The sequence below is a fragment of the Paenibacillus sp. NPDC057934 genome (genome assembly GCF_042887565.1).
Lineage (GTDB): Bacteria > Bacillota > Bacilli > Paenibacillales > Paenibacillaceae > Paenibacillus_AQ.
In genome coordinates this window covers 330,917-357,428 of record NZ_JBHVPB010000003.1, presented here as the reverse complement: position 1 = coordinate 357,428, position 26,512 = coordinate 330,917, and the positions used below count along the sequence as shown (strand labels likewise).

At 41.9% G+C, this 26,512-nt stretch carries 21 protein-coding genes; 4 read left to right on the top strand and 17 right to left on the bottom strand.

Translation table 11 applies throughout. From position 1 onward, the window contains the following. Nucleotides 1-3: 3 nt before the first annotated feature. From ACFVRY_RS09055 to ACFVRY_RS09040, 4 genes are all read right to left on the bottom strand, one after another. On the bottom strand, nucleotides 4-945 hold the full coding sequence (locus tag ACFVRY_RS09055) for an ABC transporter permease (protein ID WP_387499380.1): 942 nt from the start codon (nucleotides 943-945) through the stop codon (nucleotides 4-6). 20 nt (nucleotides 946-965) lie between these two features. Then, nucleotides 966-2,594: an ABC transporter substrate-binding protein gene (locus tag ACFVRY_RS09050; RefSeq protein WP_387499378.1), complete on the bottom strand. Its 1,629-nt coding sequence runs from the start codon at nucleotides 2,592-2,594 to the stop codon at nucleotides 966-968. Nucleotides 2,595-2,675: 81 nt separating this feature from the next. After that, nucleotides 2,676-3,374 carry an HAD family hydrolase gene (locus ACFVRY_RS09045; RefSeq protein ID WP_387499376.1) on the bottom strand — a complete coding sequence of 233 codons (699 nt, stop codon included), beginning with the start codon at nucleotides 3,372-3,374 and terminating at the stop codon, nucleotides 2,676-2,678. 21 nt (nucleotides 3,375-3,395) lie between these two features. Further along, a complete protein-coding gene (locus ACFVRY_RS09040; protein WP_387499374.1) occupies nucleotides 3,396-5,375 on the bottom strand; it encodes a CocE/NonD family hydrolase in 1,980 nt (659 codons plus the stop codon). 314 nt (nucleotides 5,376-5,689) lie between these two features. Here ACFVRY_RS09040 and ACFVRY_RS09035 point away from each other — a divergent pair, with 314 nt between their 5' ends. Continuing rightward, nucleotides 5,690-7,036 carry an LLM class flavin-dependent oxidoreductase gene (locus ACFVRY_RS09035; protein ID WP_387499372.1) on the top strand — a complete coding sequence of 449 codons (1,347 nt, stop codon included), beginning with the start codon at nucleotides 5,690-5,692 and terminating at the stop codon, nucleotides 7,034-7,036. 687 nt (nucleotides 7,037-7,723) lie between these two features. Here ACFVRY_RS09035 and ACFVRY_RS09030 read toward each other — a convergent pair. The 6 genes from ACFVRY_RS09030 to ACFVRY_RS09005 all read right to left on the bottom strand — a co-directional run bounded on the left by ACFVRY_RS09030 (nucleotide 7,724) and on the right by ACFVRY_RS09005 (nucleotide 15,138). Then, on the bottom strand, nucleotides 7,724-9,064 hold the full coding sequence (locus ACFVRY_RS09030) for an O-acetylhomoserine aminocarboxypropyltransferase/cysteine synthase family protein (protein ID WP_387499724.1): 1,341 nt from the start codon (nucleotides 9,062-9,064) through the stop codon (nucleotides 7,724-7,726). A 189-nt stretch (nucleotides 9,065-9,253) separates the two neighbouring features. After that, nucleotides 9,254-10,294 carry an NADH:flavin oxidoreductase gene (locus ACFVRY_RS09025; RefSeq protein WP_387499370.1) on the bottom strand — a complete coding sequence of 347 codons (1,041 nt, stop codon included), beginning with the start codon at nucleotides 10,292-10,294 and terminating at the stop codon, nucleotides 9,254-9,256. 212 nt (nucleotides 10,295-10,506) lie between these two features. Next, nucleotides 10,507-11,082, bottom strand: coding sequence for a TetR/AcrR family transcriptional regulator (locus ACFVRY_RS09020; RefSeq protein WP_387499368.1), 576 nt, complete (start codon nucleotides 11,080-11,082; stop codon nucleotides 10,507-10,509). Nucleotides 11,083-11,644: 562 nt separating this feature from the next. Continuing rightward, entirely contained in the window at nucleotides 11,645-12,847 is a 1,203-nt protein-coding gene (locus ACFVRY_RS09015; RefSeq protein ID WP_387499366.1) for an MFS transporter, read from the bottom strand. A gap of 12 nt (nucleotides 12,848-12,859) precedes the next feature. Further along, nucleotides 12,860-14,173 (bottom strand): periplasmic substrate-binding domain-containing protein, encoded by a 1,314-nt coding sequence (locus ACFVRY_RS09010; RefSeq protein ID WP_387499364.1) that lies wholly within the window; start codon nucleotides 14,171-14,173, stop codon nucleotides 12,860-12,862. Nucleotides 14,174-14,187: 14 nt separating this feature from the next. After that, complete coding sequence (locus ACFVRY_RS09005; RefSeq protein ID WP_387499362.1) at nucleotides 14,188-15,138, bottom strand: ThiF family adenylyltransferase; 951 nt, start codon at nucleotides 15,136-15,138, stop codon at nucleotides 14,188-14,190. 1,005 nt (nucleotides 15,139-16,143) lie between these two features. Between ACFVRY_RS09005 and ACFVRY_RS09000 the strand changes: the two genes are divergently transcribed. The 3 genes from ACFVRY_RS09000 to ACFVRY_RS08990 all read left to right on the top strand — a co-directional run bounded on the left by ACFVRY_RS09000 (nucleotide 16,144) and on the right by ACFVRY_RS08990 (nucleotide 20,195). Continuing rightward, nucleotides 16,144-16,839, top strand: coding sequence for a cupin-like domain-containing protein (locus ACFVRY_RS09000; protein WP_387499360.1), 696 nt, complete (start codon nucleotides 16,144-16,146; stop codon nucleotides 16,837-16,839). 825 nt (nucleotides 16,840-17,664) lie between these two features. Next, nucleotides 17,665-19,587, top strand: coding sequence for an ATP-dependent DNA helicase (locus ACFVRY_RS08995; RefSeq protein ID WP_387499358.1), 1,923 nt, complete (start codon nucleotides 17,665-17,667; stop codon nucleotides 19,585-19,587). A 332-nt stretch (nucleotides 19,588-19,919) separates the two neighbouring features. Beyond that, complete coding sequence (locus ACFVRY_RS08990) at nucleotides 19,920-20,195, top strand: hypothetical protein (protein WP_387499356.1); 276 nt, start codon at nucleotides 19,920-19,922, stop codon at nucleotides 20,193-20,195. Between the two features lie 63 nt (nucleotides 20,196-20,258). Here the strand turns inward: ACFVRY_RS08990 and speD are convergent, their stop codons facing one another. From speD to ACFVRY_RS08955, 7 genes are all read right to left on the bottom strand, one after another. Beyond that, a complete protein-coding gene (speD, locus tag ACFVRY_RS08985; RefSeq protein ID WP_387499354.1) occupies nucleotides 20,259-20,633 on the bottom strand; it encodes an adenosylmethionine decarboxylase in 375 nt (124 codons plus the stop codon). Between the two features lie 567 nt (nucleotides 20,634-21,200). Beyond that, nucleotides 21,201-22,232, bottom strand: a complete 1,032-nt coding sequence (locus ACFVRY_RS08980) for an HAD-IIIC family phosphatase (protein WP_387499352.1) — start codon at nucleotides 22,230-22,232, stop codon at nucleotides 21,201-21,203. Between the two features lie 6 nt (nucleotides 22,233-22,238). After that, nucleotides 22,239-22,691 (bottom strand): GNAT family N-acetyltransferase, encoded by a 453-nt coding sequence (locus ACFVRY_RS08975; RefSeq protein ID WP_387499350.1) that lies wholly within the window; start codon nucleotides 22,689-22,691, stop codon nucleotides 22,239-22,241. Next, entirely contained in the window at nucleotides 22,688-23,887 is a 1,200-nt protein-coding gene (locus ACFVRY_RS08970) for a bis-aminopropyl spermidine synthase family protein (protein ID WP_387499348.1), read from the bottom strand. Before ACFVRY_RS08970 ends, ACFVRY_RS08975 begins: the two co-directional genes overlap by 4 nt. 15 nt (nucleotides 23,888-23,902) lie before the next feature. After that, the gene (locus ACFVRY_RS08965; protein WP_387499346.1) at nucleotides 23,903-24,181 is read right to left on the bottom strand and encodes an acyl carrier protein; all 279 of its coding nucleotides are present in this window, start codon (nucleotides 24,179-24,181) and stop codon (nucleotides 23,903-23,905) included. Nucleotides 24,182-24,304: 123 nt separating this feature from the next. Further along, nucleotides 24,305-25,426 (bottom strand): HemK2/MTQ2 family protein methyltransferase, encoded by a 1,122-nt coding sequence (locus ACFVRY_RS08960; RefSeq protein ID WP_387499344.1) that lies wholly within the window; start codon nucleotides 25,424-25,426, stop codon nucleotides 24,305-24,307. Nucleotides 25,427-25,458: 32 nt separating this feature from the next. After that, nucleotides 25,459-26,511, bottom strand: coding sequence for a hypothetical protein (locus ACFVRY_RS08955; RefSeq protein ID WP_387499342.1), 1,053 nt, complete (start codon nucleotides 26,509-26,511; stop codon nucleotides 25,459-25,461). Between the last annotated feature and the right edge of the window lies 1 nt (nucleotide 26,512).

Sequence of the window (26,512 nt, the reverse complement as noted above, 5' to 3'; positions counted from 1 at the left end):
CCTCTACTTTAAGCGAATTTTCGGGTCCAACCAACGGTAGGACAGATCGACAATAAAATTAATGATAATAACCGTAACAGCGATTAGCAGCACCAGACCCTGCACCAGCGGATAATCACGGTTGCCGATGGCGGTAATCAACAGGCTGCCGAAGCCCGGCAGTGTGAAGACCTGTTCAATGACAAGACTGCCGGCTAGCAGTTCGCCAAAATTAATGCCAACGATGGTGATAACCGGCAGCAGCGCATTTTTGAGCACATGAATATATTGGATCGATCGTTCAGACAGACCTTTGCTTCTGGCAGTACGAACATAGTCCAGATTTAACTGCTCCAGCATTGTAGTACGCAAATACCGGACAATCACTGCAATCTGCGGAATCGCCAGTGCAACAGCAGGCAGCACAATCGACTTTAGCGCCAGGATTGGGCTCTCTGACCACGGTACATAGCTACTGACCGAGAACCACCTCAGCGTTAGTCCGAACACAAGAATCAGGATGATTCCCATCCAGAAAGATGGAATGGCTAACCCGAACTGTGTGCCAATCGAGATGAGAGCATCCCATTTCTTGCCGTGCGATTTGGCTGCCACAATACCAAGTGGCACCGCCGTGCACACGGAAATCACTAGCGCGAGCAGCGCTAGTGATAACGTGACAGGAACACGGCTGACGATCAGCTTCAGCACCGGCTCCGAGAATCGCAGTGATTCGCCAAAATCGAGCAGAGCCGCGTTGCCAAGCCAATGACCGAATTGGACCAGAAGGGGACGGTCGGTGCCGAGCTTCGCTTCAAGCAGGGCAATCTGCTCATTCGACGCCTCCGTGCCCAGAATGGCCAACGCCGGATTACCAGGGATGATGCGAAAGGCGGTGAACGTCAATACTACGACGAACAATACCGTCAAGAAAAGTGTGACTAACCGGCGTGCGTAATAGTTCATGCCTTGAATCCTCCCGCAGGTTACTCCGTGAAATGCACGGTCGACAGATCCTGTACATAGATCGGATACTGCTTGTATCCGGTGAGCTTTTTGCTGATCGCTACGTTCAGGTTAGGGTCCATAATATACACAGCTGCGGCATCGTCAGCCAGAATGGTCTGGGCTTTTTTATACAACTCTACCCGCTTAGCATCGTCCACTTCCTTGACGGCAGCTTTCAGCGTCTCATCGTATTCCGGATTTTTATAATTGAAGAAGTTGTTCGGCGAATCCGACAGATACTTGTTCAGAATGGAGTACGGGTCCAGCTTGCCATCCAGCCCGATAATCGTCAGATCGTAATCGCGCCCTTTATAAATCCGTTCCAGCCAGACTGCCCATTCCACAGGCTCGATCTTGACCTTAACACCAATCTGCGCCAGCTGCTGGGCAAAGACCTGTGCAGTGTCAACATGGAATTGATAGTTGGACGGCACCGACAAGGTAGTTTCAAAACCATTCGGATAACCGGCCTCGGCAAGCAGACTCTTAGCCTTTTCAATATCAGTGGCGTACTTATCCTCCAGACCTTCCTGATAATATTTAGCGAGTACAGGGCTTATATTGGAACCTAGCTTAGTTCCTTTCCCCAGTGCAACCCCTGCAATAATCTCGTCTTTGTTAATAGCATAGTTGATCGCCTGACGCACCTTGATATCACCAAATGGCTTCTTGGCAATGTTAAAGGTCACGAGTTGCACCAGATTTTGCGGAGCGCTGACCGCATTGAACTTATCGGCTACCTCTTCAAGCCGTTCTGTCCCGATCCGCGGATAAATATCCGCCTCGCCTGATTTCAGAGCCAGCAGCGCAGCTTCGCTGTCCGTAATAATCCGGAATTCCACCTGATCTAACGAAGGGATATCCTTCACGTAATAATCGGAATTCTTTTCAACGACAAGACGCTGTCCGGGCAGATACTCCTTGAACTTGAACGGGCCTGTGCCAATAGGCGTTTTGTTGCTGTCCTCATAACCGTCCGGAATGATCGCTCCGCTCGCCGCCGTCAGGGAGGTCAGGAACGAAGAGTTGTTCTCCTTCAGCTTGAAAACAACCGTTGAAGCATCTGGCGCCTCAATGGAGGCTACACTCTCATACGCTGTAGACAGCGGCTTGCCTGTGGCGGTACCCGCCAGGCGGTCATAGGAATACTTCACATCTGCAGAAGTAACGGCTTTACCGTTATGGAACTTTACACCGCTGCGAATTTTGAAGGTGTAGGTCAAGCCGTCCGGGGATACCTCATAGGATTCAGCCACAGCCGGATACAGCTCGCCTTTGTCATTCGGTTTCAGCAGACCTTCAAACACGTTGAACAGCACCTCGGCCGTTCCAGCCGCTACCGCCAGATGGGGGTCCAGATAATCCAGATCCTGCGGGATAATGACGACGACTTTGCCTCCGCTCTTCGGTTCAGCACTCGGTGCTTCTGTACGCTCAGGGGCCTGCGATGCTTCGGCACTGTTGGTGGGCTGAGACTTTGACTGTGAGGTGTTCGTATTCGCTGTATCTTTGCCGCATGCCGATAACACCAGCACCATGAGTACAGCCGTAATCAGAGACAGGACATATAAGGACTTCTTTGAGTTCGTTATCTTCGTATTCGTCATCTTCTTCCCCACCTTTATCTTAGTAATGTGCAATCGTTAATCCCTTGAGATCATGAAAATCGTTAGCCCTTGTGAAGTCTTCTACGATGATGCGCCAAGCAGCTGCGGAAGCTCCTTAATGGATGAAAGCGTCGGCACCGGCCCAATCTCCTCAATCCCAAGTCTGCCAAACCGATTGATAAGACAGCTTTCCATTCCCACGCGCTGGCTGCCAATGACATCATCATAATAATTGTCGCCTACATACAGACTTTGCCCGGCGCTAACTCCCGCCAACTTCAAAGCCTTCTTAAAAATCGCTTCATCCGGCTTTACCACACCCACCTCCGAAGAAATGACGATCTGATCAAAGAAGTGCAGCAGCCCGTTCTCCTCCAGTACCGTTCGAGCTGTAAAGTCCCAATTGCTAATTAATCCGATGCCGTAGGAGTGCTCCTTCAGCAGCCCCAGCACCTCCAGCGTCTCGGGAAAAGCACGCCACCCGCTCTGTTGTCTGGCCTCAATTTCCCGCAGCCTCCGGCATTGGTGAACCAGATCGAAATGCACGTTCAGCGCGTAATTCAAGACACCGATGTACCACGGATAGAAGGTTTCCGTGCCTCTGCCGAGCGCTCCCGGATACTGGCGCATGAACAGCTTGTCGGTTTGGTGATAGGCTTCCTCAATGTCGGAAAGTGGCCTCTCTATGCCTTGTTCGAGCAAAAATTCACGGTACGCCGCCTCTCTTTCCAAATAAACCAGCGTGTATCCAAGATCGAACCAGATATAAGCTACTGTCATCCCCTGCACCTCTTTTGTTCTTCATTCTCCGATGATAGGCAACTTGAGCCTCGATGGATAATTGTTATCGTGAAAAAGTGTCTGTGTCGCTGTAACGAAGTCCCCTTCTGTCACCTCTCCGGGATTCAGCAACCGGTTCGGATTCCGGTCAAAGGTAGGGAACAGCGAACTGGTCACATCCAGCCTTATAGCATGCCCCGGCAAAAATACGATCGCCGTTGGCCCGAGCGAGAGATGAAGCTCCATCACCTCACCCGGAACAATCGGCTCGCGCCGCTCCAGCCCGTTCCGGTAACTGACCCGCAGAATCCCTTCTGCAACGTTGAACGCCCGACCATCCGGGTGAACGTCAACCAGTTTGGCGACAAAATCGGTATCCTCGGCACTGGAGGAAACGAAGAGCACGACGACAATTTCTCCGATGACGGTCAATTCCCGGGTCAGCGGCTCTGAGGTATAAACAAGCACATCGTTCCTCAATTCCACCGGGATTTGATTCTTCGGCCCCATCGGCGTAAGGTCCGGTACGGCCCCCGACCTCCCGCCAAGCGCAGGCACCGGAATGGAAGGATGGTAGACATACACATCCGGGTACTCATCCGCTGGATGTAGGGTATCCAGTCGCCCATCGCCATTGATGGAGTTAGCTTTATGCGTGTTATGTAAGTAGTACTCCGTAATTCGTGTCCCAGGCAACGGCCATTCTTCCGCCTGCCGCCAGCTGTTGCTCCCCATTAGGAAAAACTGTATGGGGGATTGGGAGGGCTCGGGTGGATTAGGTGCTACGGACGATTCATGCGCACCCGATGCTATGTGCGACTTAGTTGCTTCGGAAGATTCATGTCCATTGGATGTTACATGCGGCTTAGGAGCTTCAGATGATTCATGTCCGTTGAGTGCTACGGGTGACTTATGCTCTTCGAACGATTCATGCCCGATCGGTACTACGTGCGACTTAAGTGCTTTGGATACCCCATGCACCGCGTACGCTTCAGATGCCGCGAATACTTCAACTGTATCATGCTCCTGCGTCGCCTCGCCCTTCAGCCATCTGTCGAACCACTGAAGCTGCAACGCATCAATCCGGTTCGTCGCTTCCGGTCCAAAATCCAGTTCGCCTACATATCTGGACCATGGCATATGAAACCATGGCTCGATGTATAGCTGCTGGTTCTCTCTGGCCACCTGAGTGGCCCCATGCTGACGGACACCATTGTAATTCTCAATCGTTCCGTCAATGAACAAGTCGTACCAGCCGCCGATATGCAGAGCAGGCACCTCAATCTTCTGATACTGCTCCTTTAGTGACGAGGGAAGCCAGTACTCCTCTCTTTCTGGATGCTCCAGCCATTCTTTATAAAAGGGAACCAGTTCCTCCAGCGGCCCCGGCAGATTCTTCAGCGGTAGCTTGCCATATAACGAATGGATTCCCGCATACAGTCCGGGGATATCCACCGCCCAATCCCTCCGCCCCCGGTGCAGCGCTGTATCCTGAGCCACGAACAGCGCCCAAGACAGCAGGCTCGCCAGTGCAAAAGCGCCATTGCGATACGTCTTCCCTTGATAGACATCCGAGCCGATCATTCCCGGAGCAATACATGTCAGTGCAGGTGGCCGGGCCAATGCAGCTTGCCATTGCACCGCCCCGCAGTAGGAGAACCCGTACATGCCAACTTTGGGCAGAGCGCCTGGAAGCGCGGATGCCCATTGAACCGTGTCGTATCCATCCTCCTCTTCATGGCTATTAGGATGAAACTCACCTTCCGAAGCCCACCGCCCTCTGACATCCTGCACCACAACAATATATCCCTGCCGTGCATACCAGGACGGATGGGCATAATTCATCGTCTGAGCATCTTCCTTGTTATATGCCGTTCTGAGCAACAGCACCGGATAAAGACCTTTGGATTCCGGACGGTACACATCCGCATACAAGAGGGTTCCATCCCTCATCGGTACTGGCACATTTCGTTCTACGACTGCCGCGCCTATCCTTGCCACTTCCCCACCTCATCTCATAAAAAAAGATGCAGCTCTAAATGGTTGATTTAGAAGCAGCATCTCCAGTTGACTGGTCGCGCATTTATTTCCGAGTAATTCAATCGGTTATATTGAGGTCATAGTATCGCAAATTTTAACGATCGTCAACAGCCTATTTTTTTGCTAATAATTTGAAAATTTAATAGTTGACAAACCTTGTTCATCTATTTAAAATCTTCTGCATAATACCTATTAATCAAACCTACATACTATATTTATCACATGAGTTTCGACCAGCCAACTGGAGACCCTCATTTTAGGAGGAGTGCCCCCAAATGACACGAAAAAGAGAAATTAAATTATCCGCTTATCTCGTCGGGACAGGTATGCACGCTTCATCGTGGAGACTGGAGTCTGCACAACCTGGCGCCAGCATAGATATTGATTATTACCGTGAACTGGTACGGACCGCTGAACGCGGGAAGTTCGATGTGGCTTTTCTCGCAGACAGCCTGGCGATTAATGAACAATCTCACCCCAATATCCTCAACCGCTTCGAACCCATTACGCTAATTGCGGCACTGGCAGGCTCCTCTTCAAAGATTGGCTTGGTAGCCACCGCCTCCACCTCTTACATTGAACCCTTTAATTTGGCTCGTTTATTTCTGTCCGTAGATCAGATCAGCAAAGGAAGAGCAGGCTGGAATATCGTCACTACCCGGGACTTGTCCGGGAATACAGCCCGGAACTTCGGAGCAGAGTCTCACTTCGAGATCAACCATCGCTACAAAAGAGCCGAGGAATTCGTAGATGTCGTGCGCGGCCTGTGGGATTCTTGGGAGGACGATGCTTTTCTGTATGACAAAAAGTCCGGACAGTTCTTCGATCCAGATAAGCTGCATCGGCTACATCATAAAGAGGAGTTTTTTGCCGTGGAAGGGCCGCTGAATATTGCGCGTTCCCAACAAGGTCATCCCGTACTGGTCCAGGCAGGCAATTCGGAGGCTGGGCGGAAGTTCTCGGCACGCGTCGGAGAAGTTGTTTTCGCCATTAAATACAATTTTGAGGATGCCAAAGCGTATTATCAGGAGTTTAAGCAGGAGGTAGCCTCATACGGCCGGAATCCGGACGATGTCTTTATTCTCCAAGGAATATCTCCAGTCATAGCCCCCACAGAAGAAGAAGCCTATACCAAGCTGAAACGCTTGGAAGATTTGCTACCGGATAGCGATATTCTCGGCTTCCTGGCCGATTATTTTAAGGAAGTAGATTTCAGCGGATTTACGACACAGACCACCGCCGCGCAGGCAGGACTGATCCACTTGGAGGCCCGGAATCCTGACTATATCAAGCACCAGCCCGTCATTGCCCGGGAGAATCCTACGCTCAGGGAGGTCTATTCCCTCATTATCGGCTCCTTCAGTCAGGACCATCTGGTAGGCACACCGGAGAAAATTGCGAATACTCTGGAAAAATGGTTTCTGGAAGGCGCAGCCGATGGTTTTATGCTGATGGCCCCCTCTCTGCCAGACGGACTTGAAGAATTCGTGGATCAGGTCGTGCCGATTCTGCAGCAGCGCGGGTTGTTTCGGACGGACTATGAAGGTAGCACTTTGAGGGAACATCTGGGGCTAGAAGTCCCGTCGAATCGTAATGCAGCTAAGGAACCGGCTTCTCTGTAATAGGGAACATAGCAACAAAATAGCTGGCAGCCGAAAAAACTAAAGCAGCGACTCTCTAAAATACTGGAGAATGGCTGCTTTTTGTATGCTTGAATATCTAAAGTGCAAGAGATCGATATCACTTTTTAAATAAATCGCGGATAACTGTTAGATCAAAGTCATTCGTTATTTTGTAGGATTGGATTTTATCTTTAGGAATCTTTGCATTATATTCATAAGTTTCTAAATAATTTTCATCATAAAGTTTGATTCCAAACTTCAAATTCCCACCCTTAGTCATGATGGTTATCCAATATGAATCATTATGTTTAATGTTAGATAGCCTCGACTTACTCAAGTTTAAGTGAGCGAACGTGCCTAGTATTTTTTCGATGTCGACCGGATCTGTAATGGTTACTTCGTTTTCATCTACAGCAGCTCCTGATTTATACTCGGAGACAGATAGAAAATGCCTAAACCAACGAAGATTAACATCACTATTCCAAACAAAATATATTTGTTGCGCTTTTTCATAAGAACGTCTCCTTTTAATCAGAGAATTCCTAATTCGTGAATAACGGTGGCTGCAATCGGTAGTAACCAGGTATGTAATTGGCTTGTATGTTCACAAAATAATAAAACGGCCTTATCGCAAGTAAATGCGAAACAAGGCCGTTTTGTGCATTATTCTATCCTGTCTTAACGTTACTAACCAGTTATTTGCTCCGCCTCTGTGACTTCTATTCCCTCCAACGCAACAGCCAGCTGTGCCTTCCGAATCGCCTGTTCCAAGTCCTCCTTCAGATCCTCGGGATCTTCGATGCCAATCGACAGCCGAATCAGGTCGGGAGTAATTCCTCCGGCGAGCTGCTGCTCCGGTGAGAGCTGGGCATGTGTCGTACTGGCGGGATGAATGACCAGCGACTTGGCATCAGCTACATTGGCCAGATGCGAGAACAACTCCAGGTTATTGATGAAGACATTCGCTGCCTCATAGCCCCCTTTTAAACCAAACGTAAAGATCGACCCCGGCCCCTTCGGAAAATACCGCTCAGCCAACGAATAATATGGACTGCTGGGCAAGCCAGGATAGTTGACCCAAGCCACATGTGGGTGGTTTTCCAAATACTCAACAATAACCCGCGTGTTCGCAAGATGCTTTTCCAGCCTCAAAGACAAAGTCTCTAATCCTTGCAGCAGCAAAAAAGAATTAAACGGACTGATCGCTGCCCCCATATCTCGCAGTATCTGCACCCTGACTTTGGTGATATACGCTAGTTCCCCGAACTTCTCGACATAACGGAGATTATTGTAGCTGCGGTCTGGCTCCGTAAAACCCGGAAATTTGCCGCTAGTCCAATCAAAGGTGCCCCCATCCACAATCAGGCCACCGATGGAGGTGCCATGTCCGCCAATATATTTGGTCGCAGAATGCACCACAATGTCCGCACCATGCTCAAACGGACGCACCAAGTAAGGACTGCCGAACGTATTATCTACGATTAATGGAATGTGATGCTCATGAGCAATATCCGCTATAGCTTGAATATCCGCGACATTCAAACCTGGGTTGCCGATAGATTCAATAAACAACGCTTTGGTCCGGTCTGTGATAGCACGGCGAAAATTGTCCGGATCATCCGGTGAGACAAATACGGTGTTGATGCCCAGCTTCGGCAGACTGACATCCAGCAGATTGAACGTACCGCCGTACAAAGTATTGGCCGCAACAATCTCATCTCCGGCTCCGGCCAGATTGAAAATCGCATACGTTACCGCTGTCGAGCCCGAAGCCACGGCAAGTGCCCCCACTCCGCCTTCCAGTGCGGCGATCCGCTGCTCCAGCACAGCATTCGTCGGATTGCTGATCCGCGTGTAGATGTTGCCCTCTTCTTCAAAATTAATCACCGCGCTGGCATGATCCGTGCTTTTGAATACAAAAGAGCTGCTCTGATAAATCGGGACCGCCCGTGCTCCAGTAGTCTGATCGGGTTCTTGCCCAGCATGCACCTGTAGCGTATCGAATCTCCATTTCTTGCTTCCGTTCAGCCTTTCGCTCATCCGCTCTCTCTCCTTTGGCGATAAACGCAAATAGGAGACTGCGCGGGTCACATGTCGTGAACTCCGCCTCAGTCTCCAGTCGAACTGGTCAACTACACCAATATTTTATTATGTCGATGAGATAAGTATGATTTAAATTTTACATATAATAGTGTGTTCTGTCAATTGAGAGAGGTATTAATGAAGTGTTTTTAATGCTTCTGCTGTAAAAGGAACCAGCTCATCCGTCCGGCCGTCACGGATTTTGGCTACCCACTCAGGATCAGCTAGCAGGGCACGGCCTATGGCTACCAAATCGAACTCTTCACGTTCGATCTTTTGGATTAACTCATCAACCCCAACTTGATTTGCTCCTTTTCCTTCAGTGAAAAGACTCGTGAAATCACCATCAAGACCAACGGACCCAACCGTAATGGTCGGTTTGCCTGTCAGCTTCTTGGTCCAGCCGGCAAAGTTCAGCTCAGAACCCTCGAACTCAGGCTCCCAGAAACGGCGAGTGGAACAGTGGAAAATATCCACACCAGCACCAACCAGTTGCGCCAGGAACTGTTCCAGCAGTTCCGGTGTTTCAGCCAATTTAGCTGTGTATTCAGTGGATTTCCATTGCGACAAACGCAAGACGATCGGGAACTCTGGTCCTACGGCCTGACGGCAGGCCTCGATAACCTCCACAGCAAAGCGAGTGCGTGCAAGCATATTACCACCATAACGGTCCGTACGCTGATTGGTTTTTTCCCAGAAGAATTGATCGATCAAATATCCATGCGCACCATGCAGCTCAATACCATCAAAGCCAAGCTGCTTAGCTTCGGCTGCCGCCTGTGCGAAAGCTTGAACGATGTCGGCAATTTCCGCTTCCGAATAATCATTCACTTGGCCTTTTGCTCCCATATGCCAGATCTGCGGGATGATCTTGCCGCCTGCTGCATGCACCTCAGACACCACATTGGCCCAGCCGTTTAGTGCAGCTTCACTATAAAAGAACGGAACGTTGGCTTGATTGGACGCATCTGGATGATTGATTACCGTTCCTTCGGTGACAATAAGTCCCACACCATTCTCAGCTCTGCGACGATAGTAGGCAGCTACATTGGCTCCAGGCACGCCGTCCGGAGAAAATTGACGGGTCATTGGTGCCATTACGACGCGATTGGATAATTTCAAGTTGCCTAGTTCAAAAGATGTAAACAAGGGTTCTACGGATTGAGTATTGTTCATAATAGCCTCCAAATTTAATATATATTTTTTGAAAAATTTAAGTATTATCACAGACTTGTCGCCTGCGCTTAAGATCTGCTTTACTTCGATTCTAATTTAGCCTAAAGGCGCATCTCGAAACGCATCACCCCCTTTAATGTAATAATAGCGTTCTACTTAATAGTGACGACATTTACTTGACTACAGAGTCAACAACTTAACAAAAAAAAAGATCAAGGCGAAATTAATGAAAAAGACACTCGCAAAACGGCCTCGATCTGTTCCCGGGATGCACCCGATTTCTCCATTATTCTCGCGCCGATAATAGCGTTGTGCAGATAAGATGCCAACTCTTTGCTGGAATAACGGGTCGTAATCAACTGCTGCTCCTGGCCACTGATGATGATCTTCTCTAGTACATGTTCAGCTTCAGCGAACATCAACTCTATTTCACCGGTGACCTGATCGTCTTCTGTTCCAAACTCCATTGCGGAATTTACCATCAGGCATCCGCGACACGAGACTTCCTCGTCAAGAAGAGATTCGCGTAAAGACTCCAACTTGTCCAGTGGAGACATTTGCTGCGCTTCTAACTTTTCAAGTATTGCTATGCTGTGTTCACGATAGCGTCCCAACGCCTTCAAGAATAACGTCCGTTTATCGTTAAAGACGCAATAAAAACTTTGCTTCTTAACCCCCGTCGTACGGGTTAAATCCTCATAGGAGGTTGCCTTGAATCCTTTATTCCAGAATACTTCCATAGACTGGTGCAACACACGATCGACATCAAACTCTCTTGGTCTGCTCATGGGAGTTACTTTATCACTTCTTGACTATAGAGTCAACAACTTATCATCAGTGCCATTCAGAAAGCAAAATTTCGTTATTTCATGATGACATAAGAACTCTATAATTAAATTAATGGGTTTTGAATTATATTTTCACAGTTTATTTTTCTCTTCAAAGCTAAAAATCAAAACAAATACAAATATAATAAAATTATTGTAAACTTAATTCATTATTTAATGTGTCATTTACTTTTTGCTTGGCCGGAGCCCTCCCACCGTTGTTCGTAAGGTCTTGGTTTTTTCTCCGAAGCCCGGTGGTTTCCCTTTGGATGCTTTACGCGGACGTAGCATCTCTTGACGGTGATCTTTTTAGTATAGTGATCGAACAAAGTTCGATCCTTTTACATATCGCCAGTCTATTTGTGCCATTCGGTTTATTTTGCTTTTATGCAACACTAATGGATAACATACTCTTGTTGCCAAAGCAAAAACACCTCCAAAGTTGTCTCTCACATCTTACGATGTAGTAGCATTCTTTTGAAGATGTTTTAACTTGTGTTAGCTCATGAGGTCAGATGCAAGTTTAAATAATCTTAGATGAAACATTATCAGACTTTTTCTTATGATTAAAATAAATAATAATCAATATGAGTGATATCATTATCGATACAAATCCCATACTAGATACCATTACTCTTGAGTTTATGAATTCCGATAAATAGCCCAGTAACGGAAATAACAAAAACATAAGAAATGATGTAAATAAATTCAAAATAGAAATCACTGTGGCTCGAATCTTTTGTGAAATTTGATCGTTTATCATTTTACTTGATAAAGGTTCAACTAGTTCGCAAATTGAATTGATGAGAATAAAAGAGAGAATTAGTAGTGCTGAACCTCCTACATTAATCAGCAGATACAGTACTCCGATTACTAAAAAAATCGTTACTAATATTCCCTTTGTTGAAAACCAAGTTTCAAGCTTGTGTGAACTAACCGAAAAAATAACTTGAAGAACTGATATTATTGAATATATTATAGCGATTTGAGATACACTTATCCCTGACTTCCCAAATATATCTTGACTGAACATATAAAAAACAGATATCGATGCAGAAAAAACAGAGAAACATACTATTAAAAACTTAAAGGAAATGTTAAGAACCAAAAATTCCCTTATGTCATTAAATACACTCTTATAGCTAATTTCACTTGTGTCCTTATTTTCCTCGCCTTCAATCTTTATTTCTTTTAAAAGAGATATTATAAATACCGCCATTATTTGAAATGCTAGACCTCCCACAAAAACGAGCTTCCAAGAAAAACCTTGCAACAAGCCACCTAAAGCCATAGATATTGCAAGTGCACTAATTATAAAAGCATTATACATACCAATTACTTTCCCATAACTATTCTCATTACCGTTTTGTTTTAAACTATCATATAAGTACGCCTGATCTGTGCCTGAGATAAATGTTAAACCAATGCCGTAAAATATATGCCCAATGAATAAGAACCAAAAATTCTCAAAGAAAATAAAAGTAGCTAAGTATAAGATAATGAATGAATGCCCTAAGACGAGTGCTTTTTTCCTTCCAACCCTATCCGAAATGACTCCTGTAGGTATCTCACTCACAAACATTGTAAAGTTTAAAACTGCTTGTAAAATACCAATTTGAAACATTGAGTAGCTAATACTCTGCAAATATAATATCCAAATTCCTCTTTCAAAAAAGAAATTCCCAAAAAATCCAGCTGCATATAAATAATTCTTATTGTTCTTCATGTTAACCTCTATCTATTCACTATATTTTAAGTTCTCTAAAGAAAGATATCCACTTGCATTTAACACGTAACCTTCAATTTTCGTCTTGCTTAAGTATATGCTTTTCCCCAAAAATAAAGGAACGTAATGCTCTGTTGATTGTAAGAGTTGATTTAACTTCAAAACGTTTCCTTCATTTAATGCTGTAATCGTTTCTTGCCTTTTACTATCTTGAGCAATATCTAAAATAAAGGCTTTTACATAACTAGAGCCATGCAAATAAAGTGGAAAAGATAAATGAAGCGATACGTCGAATTTTCTGACATCTATCTTCATATAATCTCCAAAATCAGAAAAGATGGTTAACGAAACTTTAAATCCCAAATCCTCTAACAATGTAGTTATTGAATTAACTATCAAATTATTAGGATAGAAGTCAGCATAGGCTACTGTGATTTCTTTATTCATATTATTCATGTCGGGACGAACTGTAATGTCATTATGCTCTAATTTGTAGTCTAAGGATCCCGTTAGAGTATATAAAGGAGTTACGATCTCCCTAATTTGGTTCGAAATCTTAGAGCGATCAAGTTCACTTCTTATTATCTCTTTTAAATCCGAGTCATTTATATATAGGGTATACATCAATGAAGAATACACCTCATTATAAATGTTTGACTTAGCCAAATACATATTTGTATGTAAAAATTGAGTATGACATGTAATATCTACTAGACCATTTTCGAATAAATACAAACTATTTTCGATCTTATTATTCAGTTTAAATACAATTGTATGTATAGGCCTCAAGTTATCGCTACAATAGAAGTTATTCCTGGTCAATTCAATAGTTTCTGACGTTTGTCCTGAAAGTTTATATGGACCTGTTTCAATTGGTTTTTCGTCTCGTATCGGAATAATGTAGTTACTTTCTAAAACAGAAATAAAAAACTCGCACGGGTAGCTAAGTTTAATTAACAATGTATCTGCATCAATAATAACAATCCCTACATTATCCTCACTACTCTCACCTTTATAATAACTCATTGCATTTTTCACAGAAAAAAGCTGACGCGCAAAGACACTTTTGTTCTCACTATTCAGATGAAACATAAGCCCATCAAAAAGCTCAAATGCATTTCCTAAATAATTTTGAGAAATTTTAACTACAAAGTTAATGAAGTCGTTTGTTACTATGGAACAATTGTAGTTATTTCGTAAGCCTTCATAGATTGCACTGCATATATATCTACTTGTATAATCAGTGGTTATTAATGGATTAAGACTGGTTGGTAATGAATCAATTTCAATAGTAATTTGATTTCTAGCAATGTTCGTATGAACCATGTTGTCAAACCTCTCTAAATGGGGTACTTTTTCATTTCTGTTGTTTCAAAGTTCATTGAAATGATGCTCTCAAATGATTTTGGTTTAAGTCCAATGAGAAACAAAATGATATCATAAGCCATTTGCGCAGAAATAACCGTATTTGTCGCACCTAATGACGCTTTAATTGGATCAAACTCTTGCCCATTATAGTTTGTACTATAACTAATGTTTCTTTCGTATGATTCGTTCGTTAAAAATGGACCCCAACTTCCACTGTACACCCCTACTCCTCCTGTGATAAACCCAACGTCTCTTTGTTTTGCATATTTAAGAGATAGATCAGTAATAGTACTCGGAGTATCTGCTGCATTAACTAGAACATCAAATTGTAAGTTATCTAACACCGCAAAGTCTTCAACCTTCTCAATCCTTTTCTTATAACAGGTTACCTGGGCTTGATTATTAACACTTTGAATATACCTTTTAGCCTCTTCGATCTTTAACCGGCCTATCGATTCTCTTGTATATAGAAATTGTCTATTTAGATTGGAAATCGTAACGTAATCTGAATCTATCACTACAAAATTCATAATCCCACTACCTAACAAATTTTGCAGAATGACAGATCCAACCCCTCCAACCCCAAGAATTACGACTGTTGCGTTATTTAATTTCGCTTGAGCTAAGATCGGATCAACATTAAATTGTTCGAGATAATACACTTGTTTCTCTACAATAGTATCCAAAAATGAATGCTCCCAAAAGTCTATTAATAAATCATGTTTTTCTAAGATATTGAGCAAATTTTCCGTATCCACTTCCCCGATTAACTCGTATAGTTCTTCTGCCTCAAAACCTGTTCGTAACTTATCTATTACTATTTCAACAATTTCATTTTTTTGAAGCTTAATAACCTTCTTGTGACTAATATATACATGCTTATCATCTCTTGTTACAATGGCAAAATCCTTTAGCTTCCTCATCTCAGTTATGACCATCCCATCTACTTAGTAATCCGACAAACAGTTCTTAAAAAACGAATAAAACGAATAATAAGTGTATATTTAAATACTATTTTTGAATAACCAATATTTAAACAATACATTTTTTTCAAAAAAATATAAAGACTTGATTTATATCAAATTCCAGATTATAGTTTGTATTTATATGGAGTTCAGGTGTTAATTTGGTAATTTGGTACTTATTTCTTTTTTTATAAAGAAACAGCCCTACATACTAAACACACTTAAAACTCTTAATCCCCAGCTAATAGGAGGTGTTAACTATGCAAATCGAAGAACTCGAGCTCCCTATCGAATCCCGTGAACTGGCTCAACGTACTTAATAAATTCTTACTCCCAACGCTATAGGAGGTGTTAACTATGCAAATCGAAGAACTCGAACTCCCTATCGAATCCCGTGAACTGGCTCAACGTACTTAATAAATTCTTATTCCCAACGCTATAGGAGGTGTTAACTATGCAAATCGAAGAACTCGAACTCCCTATCGAATCCCGTGAACTGGCTCAACGTACTTAATCCCTAATATTAAGAGAATAGACCCCAATAATTTTGGGGTCTATTCTGAAAAAAATCACTGAACTCAGACTAATAAAACAAAAAACATACTTAATCTAAATCCTCTTGCCTGTACAAACCTATTTGAGCCACAAGCGAATAGAAAGTAGCGTCAAAAAAGACATGGAATATTCGCTGTTTTTTCATAACGAGTGGCCAGGCTTCGATCCTTAGGCGGACGCCGCCTTATTTTTTTCGGGTCGGGGCATTAGGGATTCAAGTTTATTCCATTCTTCATCCGTTAACTCGTATCTTCGTCTCATGTTCCTTATTTCACTAGATTTCTATGCGTTGTTCAGTTTGCGTACACACCCTAATAAATACTCAACTACATAAGATCGAATATTGTATTAATATTTCTCGAATGAATATTAATATTCCAATACAATAAGTACGAGGAGAATTTAAAGATGATCGAAAAAATTAACGTGAATGATTTAACTTATGAAACCTTTCTCCACGATTTTGCTGATAAAAAGCCAGTAATAATTCAAGGGGCTATGGACGATTGGGAATGTAATACATGGGATTTAAACTACCTTGCTTCTTCTCTTGGAGATAGAAAAGTAACCATCAGAAAGTCCGGAATTAATAATGTTCGCGACTTTAAACAAATTCAGTTAAAAAATTATATTGAGCACATAGATAATAATAATGACCTATGGTACTGTGATTGGAATTATCCTATTTTCGGTGCTGAAGACCTGCGTTCTGTATACAAAACCTTAGATTACTTTAGTTTTAATACAGTAATGAAAGATGCTGCACGGGAGTTTAGGTGGTTCTTCTTAGGCTCAGAAAACACAGGGACTCCACTACATCAAGATTTCAATCATACTCACGCATGGAATGGAGTAATTTTTGGCGAGAAAAAATGGGTGTTTTTTTCTGAAGATGACACCAAACACCTAAACAATGGAAATATGGATTGTTTCTCGAATGAAATTCCTACTTCAGCGACACCTTATTTCATTAGCCAATATGCTGGCGAAATAATTTACGCACCAAGAAATTGGTGGCATCAGGTTGTTAATGTGAAACACACATTCTCTGTAAGTGAAAATTTCTGGTTTGAAAGTGAACTTAAAGAACCAGTATCAAAGTAAAAAGTAATAACGGTCATCCTTTTTCTTGATATTTGACCAAAAAGCACCCCTTTAGCGCAATGTCATTAAGTTTAGCTCAAAGACAAGAGCGGAAATAAAAATGGAATCCGAAACGGCATGGGCAAAGTCCTGTGCCGTTTATTTTTTTGGTGCAAGCAAGGAAAAAGTGTACAGCAAACAAAGCGGAGAAAGATTCGCTTTAAAATTGTTCAACTGAAACGAATTATGCTACTCTGTAGACGAAACTAACAACTGATTTCCAACGGATTTTGCGTGTGCTCTGCTGCCCTGGGCGTAGAAAATGATTACGTGTGAGGTAATCATTTCAGCGAAATCGTACAGCATCATTCTTGCGAAAATGTCTTGGGCGATGAACACGGTTAGGAAGCAGATTATATGCCGTTCAACTAATTTCGAATAGTATCAGCCTAATCCGGCAAGTTGGAATAGGTGATACTTCAATTTGCCATCTTTGGTCTCAAGGACGACCTGTCCGTCTAAGCTATTCAGCTGATCTATATTGCAGGCAGATCCTCTATTGAAGATTCATGACGGTGCAAAGTATCCTTGGGAAGAATATGATGTCATCCCAGCAGTTCACTTCCCCAATTTCAAAAAATCATTAAATTATTACATTATCTTCTCCTACTTGACTGTGAAGGCAGTATAGAAGATAATTACAACCTCACCAAAAAACTGTAGCAGGAAGATCATTGATTATGAAAAGGGGCGGTCGTTATTAGCTGGTTAATTGATCTCTATAAATTACAGAAGCGGGAGCTAAAAAAGGACATCGAACCCTCTTTAGTCAATGCTATTTTCCGGATGTATGATAGATTTCCCCGGATTGGACTTAAAGAGCGAATCGGTCAGCAAGATATGTCTCTGGATATCGCTGACGCTTATATTCATGGCCGAAATGCGATGATTGAAGCTGGAGTCGGCATCGGCAAGTCCTTTGCATACCTCATTCCCAGCCTGCTCATTAATCATATCTCGCAGCAGCCGGTCATTATTGCCACATCCTCCATACAACTTTCAGAACAGATACATAAGGATCTGAGGTTCATCGGAAGCCGGCTCGGTTTTACAAGAGTTCGCTCCGTGGTTGGAAAAGGCATGGGGCAGTATGCTTGCCGGTACAGGGCAGCAGACCTGTTCACAACTGATGATTCAAGCTCCTCTCTGTCTACTCTTGCCCGGCGGATTGTGGACTATGAAATTGATGAGAGAGCAGACATTAAGGGTGGAATTAGTGATGCTTTATGGTCCAACGTATGTGTGAATGATTGCAAATTTGAACGTTGCCATTATAAAAGTACATGTTCGTTCTATGAGATGAGGGCTAAAATTAATGCCGACGCCAGCGACATGGATTTTATTATCGTAAACCAAGATCTACTTATCCGTGATTTGATCAAGAAAAAAGAAGGAACGAAGGGGTTAATTACTGAACGGCCTGCTCTGATCGTAATAGATGAAGCTCATAATCTGGAAGCCAAGGTTAGAGATGCTCGGACGCTCGAGTTTACATTCCGCAGAACCAGTCGTTTGCTAGATGATGCCCTACAGATTCTCTTCAAGCAATCCGCAGACAGGAACCTTATGGCGCAATTTAAATTTTTAAAGAGATGTGTTAGCCATATTTTTAAACAAGTCGAGACGGATTTGCTCCGAACAGCCAAGCAGGATAACGATCGTATAAAAGTATCGGAGATCACAGGAGTTCCCTTAAAACGGGGGGCACAGATTTTAAAAGAGATTAATCTCAGCCTTTCCGTCTTAACTTCTAAGCATGAGCGGGAGATCGACAATATTTTTGAGGATATCAACGGACTTATAGACCTCTTTGATGTACTCGCCAGAGTGAAGGATAATTATCTGATCTGGGCAAGCAACACCCAGCGGGAGGGCACTATTAGCATCTGTCCTAAAGGCATAAGCCAATTTTTAAAAAATACCTTATTTAATGGGAAGACCTCTGTTGTTTTAACATCAGCAACTATGTGCCAAAGCGGTGAAACGCTAGAGGAACAATACGCATATCTCACGCAATCCCTTGGATACAGGGGAGATTATATGGAGCGCCAGGCCTCACCGTTTGATTATGACAACCACACCATGATGTATATTGCCAAGGACATCCCCTACTATAATCATCAGAACCGGGAAGCTTATCTTGAAGCAGCATACAAGGAAATGATGAGGCTCTGCAATTTAACGGACGGGCGGACATTGGTTCTTTTTTCAGCGAAGGAGGATATGAAGTACATTCATAAGAAGTTAAACTCCGAGAAGCTTGCATGGGCGGTGCATGTTCAAAGAGAAGGATCGTCCCAAGACGGGGTCATCACTGAATTCCGGGGCAGTAAAGGCGTCCTTCTTAGCACCGGTGTATTCTGGGAAGGCGTGAATATCGAAGGTTCTGATTTGTCGCAGTTGATCATTTTCCGCCTTCCTTTCCCTGTTCCTTCTGATCCTGTCTATGAATATAAGGCATCTATGGCAGATAATCCTTTAAAAGAGGTTTTTGTACCGGACATGCTACTCCGCTTACGACAAGGAACCGGGCGTCTGATCCGCAGTGAAACTGACCTTGGTATACTCAGCATACTCGATTCCCGTCTATCCAATGCAGCCAAAAAAGATTACAAGGATAAGGTATTAGAAGCTTTACCATTTAAAAAGGTTACCGAGGATTTTAGAGTTCTGGAGAAGTTTGTAGAGGAAAAAGGGATATTACTTTAGATTTGTATTTTCTAGTCTACTAGAAAACAAAAATCACTACGATGATTTCCTACGTTTGTTCATGATAAAGAAACATAAGGAACCTGTAGGGTTGAGAACTTAGTTCCTCATTTCCTACAGGTTATTTATCCTAAACTCCAAGCTCGGAACCCCGCTGCTCTATTCGCCTGAATCCAAGGGCAAGGTCGAACGGTTTAACCAGATTGTCGATTCGTTTTTGAGCGAAGTTGCCTTCGAGAAGCCGAAGACGCTGGATGAACCCTGATACCTTGGCGAACGCGTTCATACATAGTGAAAAGCCAAAAGTCGACAAGTCGGGCTGCATTAGCTTTATGAACCGAAAGTATGAAGTGGGCCTGACGGTGATCGGCTGCACGGTCGATGTCTTGCATGAACCGGCAAACATCACGAAGCTGAGGATTGAGTACGAGGGACAAGCGCCGTGCCGGGTGCGTGAGATGGAAACCGGTCAGCGGGCGGGAGCTCGTCCGGCGCTGCCTGAGCAATTGAACACACCCTTGACTGGTACGTCGAAGCTGCCGGAGTCGGCCAAGCGGCGGCAGAAACACTTGGGCGCCTGGTCTATGTCGCATAGATTTTATACTTGATTTACCAGAAGTACGGGTGATGGGTTGGCGCACAACCATCTTACGGAATGTTGAGATGTTTTTCTATATTTTTTGAGTAATCCTATCCTTTATTCCTCTCCGGATTTCTCTTAACTCCCAATCCTCGGCTTTTAACACATGCCCCAGATATTTAATACCTTCATCAGGACGCACTTCACTCCCACAAGTAAAAAGATCTACAGCTGCGTAATTGTACTCGGGCCATGTGTGTATCGCAAGATGTGACTCTTTTATGATGACGACACCGCTCACACCCCATGGATTAAACTTGTGAAAACAACTTTGAACAATTTGTGCCTGACATAAGTGTGCCGCTTGTATCATATAACTTTCGATATTTTGGTGGTCGCTTAGTACATACGGGTCACAACTATAGAATTCCACTAATATGTGTTTACCCAAGAAGTTAATGTTCATAATGATATTCCTTTCCTTAATGAAACAAAACATTCTTCATAATGTATTAATATTGAGATCAATAGACTATAACAAAATATAAAGGTACTCATTAAAATATTATTCAACTGCTGCGGTACTGCCTTCATTCTTTAAACTTTGATTCACCTCACTCTCCACCCCAAATTACATAATTACGGAATCAAAATCAACAATTTACATCAAAAAATCCATTAATAACCTATTAAAGACCCATTAATTGGTTAATCAACAAACGTGAGAAATAACATCTTTAGAAGGTAAACCTATCGCATTTGGGTCCACTGCGTTATCGTCAATACAAGAGTTTCGTATGAAGACAAGAAATCTAGGGATAAGTCTGCAACATCAATTAAAAATCCAAATTCTTGTTCTAAACTATAAAGAAATCGTACTATGGTTACTGAATCTATTAGTCCCTCACCTATTATGTCATGATGCTCTACGGGATTAAAATTAGGGTTATACGATCTCAAAATTTCTAAAACTCTTTTTTCTATATCCATTTTTGACTCTCCAAGTAGGTATATTTCGAACAATTTACGGCTTTTATTGCCTATTTATTCGATTCACCTCAATCCAATCCGGCATCGATTGGACATGGGGCAGGGGTAATTCATATAAGACTTCATTACCTTTTTTTTTAATTGCCTTGAAACCAACAAGCTCCAAAAGTATTTTTGCAGGCAAATTTTTAATAGTCATTTGATATTTAACTTTCACAGTTGATACATTGGGCCAGTTTTCTTGTATCTGATGAATTACTTCATATAAAAAGCCAGTACCGACCCCTCTCCCTTCCACTCTGCATGATATACAAAATAAATCAATGTTTACGTGGCCCTCTTCCTTCGTCAAAAAGCATACTCCTATTAATCCATGATATCCGAATCGATCGGATAATTCTGAGACATAACATATTTTATTTGGTAGTTTCAAATATCCTTGAACCGTTGCCAAGGATACCTTTTCGGATAAATTGTTTAATTGATTTGTTCGTCTGGATAATTCAAATATCCGGGGTACATCCTTGTCTTTGGCAAGATGTACATTTAGTTTCATCTCACAAGATTTAAGAAAGTCCTCACGTGAGCCAATAAACGCGCTTTCAAATTCATCCCTCACTAGTTTCAATTTGATCAGTTCACGCCTTTGGCTTGTTTCTTCCGATCTCTCTTCTTCCGATCTCGTCAACTCAAGAAGATGATCAAAATCGCTTGCATTTAATGTTTTAACTTGAGGTAAATAAACGTTTACTTCATAAAGTTCAAATGGGTCATTATCTATGAAAACAAGTGAATCGAGACTAATGTTCAACTTATCGGATATTCTTTTTAAACTGTCTGTCTTTGAACCCCAATTGCATTGAGACAAAACAAAGTAGGATCGGATACCTAGCTCTGTCAGTTTCTTATTAACTAGAGACTCATTGTTCCTGCTTGCAATAGTCTGTAAAATACCACATTGATCTAGTTTTTGAATTACCTTATGTATTCCAAGGAATAGATGTACATCCCAGTTTTCAGACAAAATCCCATCCCAGATTGTGCCGTCGAGATCCCAAACAACACACTTAATCATTACAATTTAATCCTTTCCCTTAAGATTAAGTTCCATTGAGAGGTGTGTGGGAGCAAATCCAAATTGTTTGTATAATATACGCATTGGCAAATTATCCACATGAACTTTTGAACTGATAGATTCTGCTCCAATCCTCTCACAGAAACTAATTCCTTCGTTCATTAATGCATTCACATGCTCGGATCCACGATAATTATCCAAAATATAAAAACTTTTAAAATTGACATAAACAGCTTTGCTTAAATAATTCATCTTTTTCGCCATCCATAACCAACCGCTAATATTCCTCTCCAGTTCTAAAACCATCATTCCTTCTCTTTCTTTATCCATCGCTTTCTTTATTTTCTCTTCATGAAAGGATAAATCGGTAATCGCGTCATCACCAAATGATATGAGCGATATTTCTCTTTCAAACTTTGCGATAAGAGCAATATCACTGCTTTGAATTGTTCTAATCAAAATAAATCTATCCCTACCTTTGAATACTTTTTTTTCTCAATCAGCTTAAAAGTAACATGCCTGCAATATGGGCAACCCTTATTCTTCAATTGCTCTATTGTTTTAAACTCTTGTTCACTCCCAACATTCAATACATTATCGCATTGATTACATTGATAACTTCGAACAGTACGATTAAATTCACCTGTATAAATGCGATCGGAATAAAAATTATTGAACAACGGCTTTGCTGCACTAGTAGTTTCCAATGTCATCAGTTGGCTGGTATTCCCAATAATTCCAGCCCCTATGTACTCGTTAAATCTAGTGTTAATAGATTTTATGACAATTCCAAATTCGTTGAATTTTCGTTGCATATCCAGCAATTCATCGGGAGACTTATGCATGAACGATAGAAAGATAGGTAAATTTTTTTTTTGCTTTAAGGACTGAATGCCTCTGTTCAGGAATAGACATAGCCCATTCAAGGTGTAAGGAGGATCTGTAAAAACACAATCAAAATTATCCGCTAACTTCGAAGGTAACGGGTTTCGCAGATCAATTTGGTGACATTCAATTGGAAGTTCATACTTAATTGCTACTTCATTAATATAATTGACAATTCTTTCGTCAATATCAACGACACAAATCTGGGTCGTAAATAACTTTTTTCGGGGGAAAATTTTTTTCAACAAAAACCCTAAAGCAACACTGATAAAATCATCGTCGCCGATGCACATAATTTTTTTACCAATCAGAGTAGAATGACTCAAACAATAAATTGCTCTTTTAATGCTTGTCTCCACTGTACTTTTTGATTGATCAATGGTCACATCCACTTGTGGCCGTTCTTCAAAAATTTGTTGAAGTTCATCTTGCATATTTTTTAAATCTTCTTGCTCCCACTTATTGTCCAAAAGTCTGGAGTAAAGGTCATACTCCAGTCCCTTATAACCCATTACATTTTCGACAAAATCCTTTCCCTTAGCAGTACAACTTACACCTTTACCTTGCATTAAAACATCAAGTTTAATAAATTCCTTTTTTATTGCTGAAACCAATGGGAGTGGCAACAATGATCTCTTAGCCAATTCCTTTGTTGAAATGCCCGACGTAAAATAAATATCCAGCAGGATTTGCTCAATAATCCGCTCTCCTTCATTTATTCTCACCCGAGAGTACACCTGCTCTATGATTTGATTGCTGGATTCATCCAATCCATCTCCACCTCTCTACTTTTCATCACTATTTGATGTACTCAACCGATCTACAGCTTGAATGATGTAATCACACAAATTCTCAACGGACTCAAAAGATATAACATCCAGTTGTTCATCGTTAAATTCAATGGAAAATTCTTCTTCAAGCAATACAATTATTTTGATGAAAGACAGGGAATTAATCCCAATATCTGATAACTTATCGTTTATTTGAATAGCGGCAGGAACGATATTGGACTCATTCAGGGTTTCTTTAATAATAGAAAGAACCTTACTTTTAATATTATCCATTAATTAACTCCTCTGCTTTTCCATAGTTTTTTCACCTCATAATGCGGTTCAATAAAAAGGATACACTACTGATTTATATAGTTGTTCCATTCATACCACTCCACTTCCATAACAACTAAATCCCTATTTGAGGGCTTTTCTCATTTCCTTCAGCCGTTGCCCTAAAGTAGTATAACAATGCATACAGCGAACTCCTGGTTTACCTTGAGAAGTTTCATTCAAAGCCTCTATGCACATAACAAAGGAATAATAAAACTTCATATTAGGATTACTTTCTAAATCTGATCGTTGAAGATTCCCTCTGTAATTCGGAAATTTTTCTTCTATTTTCAGAATTTCTATTTTTGCATCTTGTTTTGTTGTCAGTAAAATATCCCCAGTCCAAGAATGCGCTGCAGCTAGCTTATTAGCCTCCATGGCGAACATCGGACCATCTTCATTGCCGAACCCGCCAGCAAAAAAAATAGATCTACCATTTGGATTTAGATAAGACGGCATTTCCCGAATTATTTTTCGCAATATTTCCAGTCCATCTACGCCACCGTCTGCAAATAACACCTTGACATCGGTTAGATTAGTTACAGGCAAAAATGGAGGATTGGCAACTATAAGATCAAATTTCGATGATTCTACTGCAGAATATAAATCGCCTTGCACCACAGAAAAAAATTCTTCAAGGCCGTTTATAGCAGCATTCATACGAGCAATAGCTACAGCTCTGCTATTTATATCTACAGCAACTACTGTTGCTCCGTAAGAAGCCATTATTAATCCTTGGATCCCTGTGCCGGTACATAGATCCAATACCAGCTTACCTCGTAAATTGGGTAACATTTTTGCCAGATACATCGAATCTTCTCCAAACCAAATCTGATCAAAATCAACAATTTCCCCTGGCACCCATACGTCCCTAAACAGCCATAGCCCCTGAAAAGGGATAATATGAAGTCCACCTAAACTCCAGCCCTCAGTTGATTTTATTATAAGATTATGGTTGAAAAGTTCTTTAAAAAACTCTTCTCCCAATAATGTCTCTGGATTCTTGATATTTTGCCCCATATGGAATAATTTCAACAACTCATTTACTTCATAGCCAAGGTTATTTTCCATCTCCTTAAGGGTCCATGGTGCCCGTGCAAGGCGCTCTCCATAGAGCGCTTCAATGATTTCCCTTAAATGATGCCTTTCCAAAAATGTTGCTAGTTTAGCTAATACGCTTGTTGGTATAAAAGAAGGGGAAGTCATCAATATCATCATCCTTTGACATAATTAATTAACTATAATTTATTTAGTAACACTAACGTTTTCTCTAGTTGGTCATGATTTTTTTTAATGCGCTCCGATATCCGAAGAATTAACAAGGTTGGCGACTCTAAAAAGGATGCTTTAAAGAACAAATTGGAAATAACACCCCATTCTTCAGCTATTTTCAGAAAGGCGTCAGGAAGCTCAGATAGAATAGGATTCTTAGTATTGTCATAAACATGCTGAACTGTATAATGGATTTGAGTTAAGCAATAGCCAATATCAGCTTTTAATGCAACTAGTTCAGAAAAGGCCTTTCGGTATACAGCTTCTTCCGAATTAACATTGTGCATCCATAAAGGCAATTCATTAGCAAACTGCCACATAGCGTTTAAACCAAAGCAAGAAGGAGTGAACCAGCTAAAACAACGTTCAGGTAGAGAATGATTATTCAAAATCTCATTGGACACTTCTTTTAGGTATTCCAACTGGGAGAAATCCTGAGTATTGGAATTATCTGCGCCTTCCCAGAAAAACGAACTTCCCGGAAATACTTCGACTGAATGTAACCATGATTGAACAACCATATCTATTGGCAGAGTGCATACAAAACTGCTGGGACTCGCCGAAACCCAGACAACAATTTGCTTTTTATCTAGATCTAAACCAACAGGAATAACATGATGAAAATTCTTGTTAAGAATATTATTTTTATTTCTTTGCACCTTAAATGCAGGATGCTCTCCAATATCATTCTCATGCATTTGAAAACAAATAATATGTTTATTTTTTACATACTCCAAAATTTTCCCTGCAGCTTCTTCCGCATTCACAGGCTCACGTTCTAGAGAAGTCCGTATGTTTAAATTCTTGCTCGCTCTTTCAAAATAACCTTTCCCTGCAAAACCTATGATATAAGGGTAGGATGTATTGTCCACAAACTTCTTGCCAAAAGAGCAGAGCATTCCCGACCCTGCTGCAAACAAAACATTCTCAGGCAAGCAATTTCCTGTATAATGACGTACAACATAATCCATAATTTGAACAAAACAATTTCCGAATTCATGCTGGTTGTTTGTTTCCAAG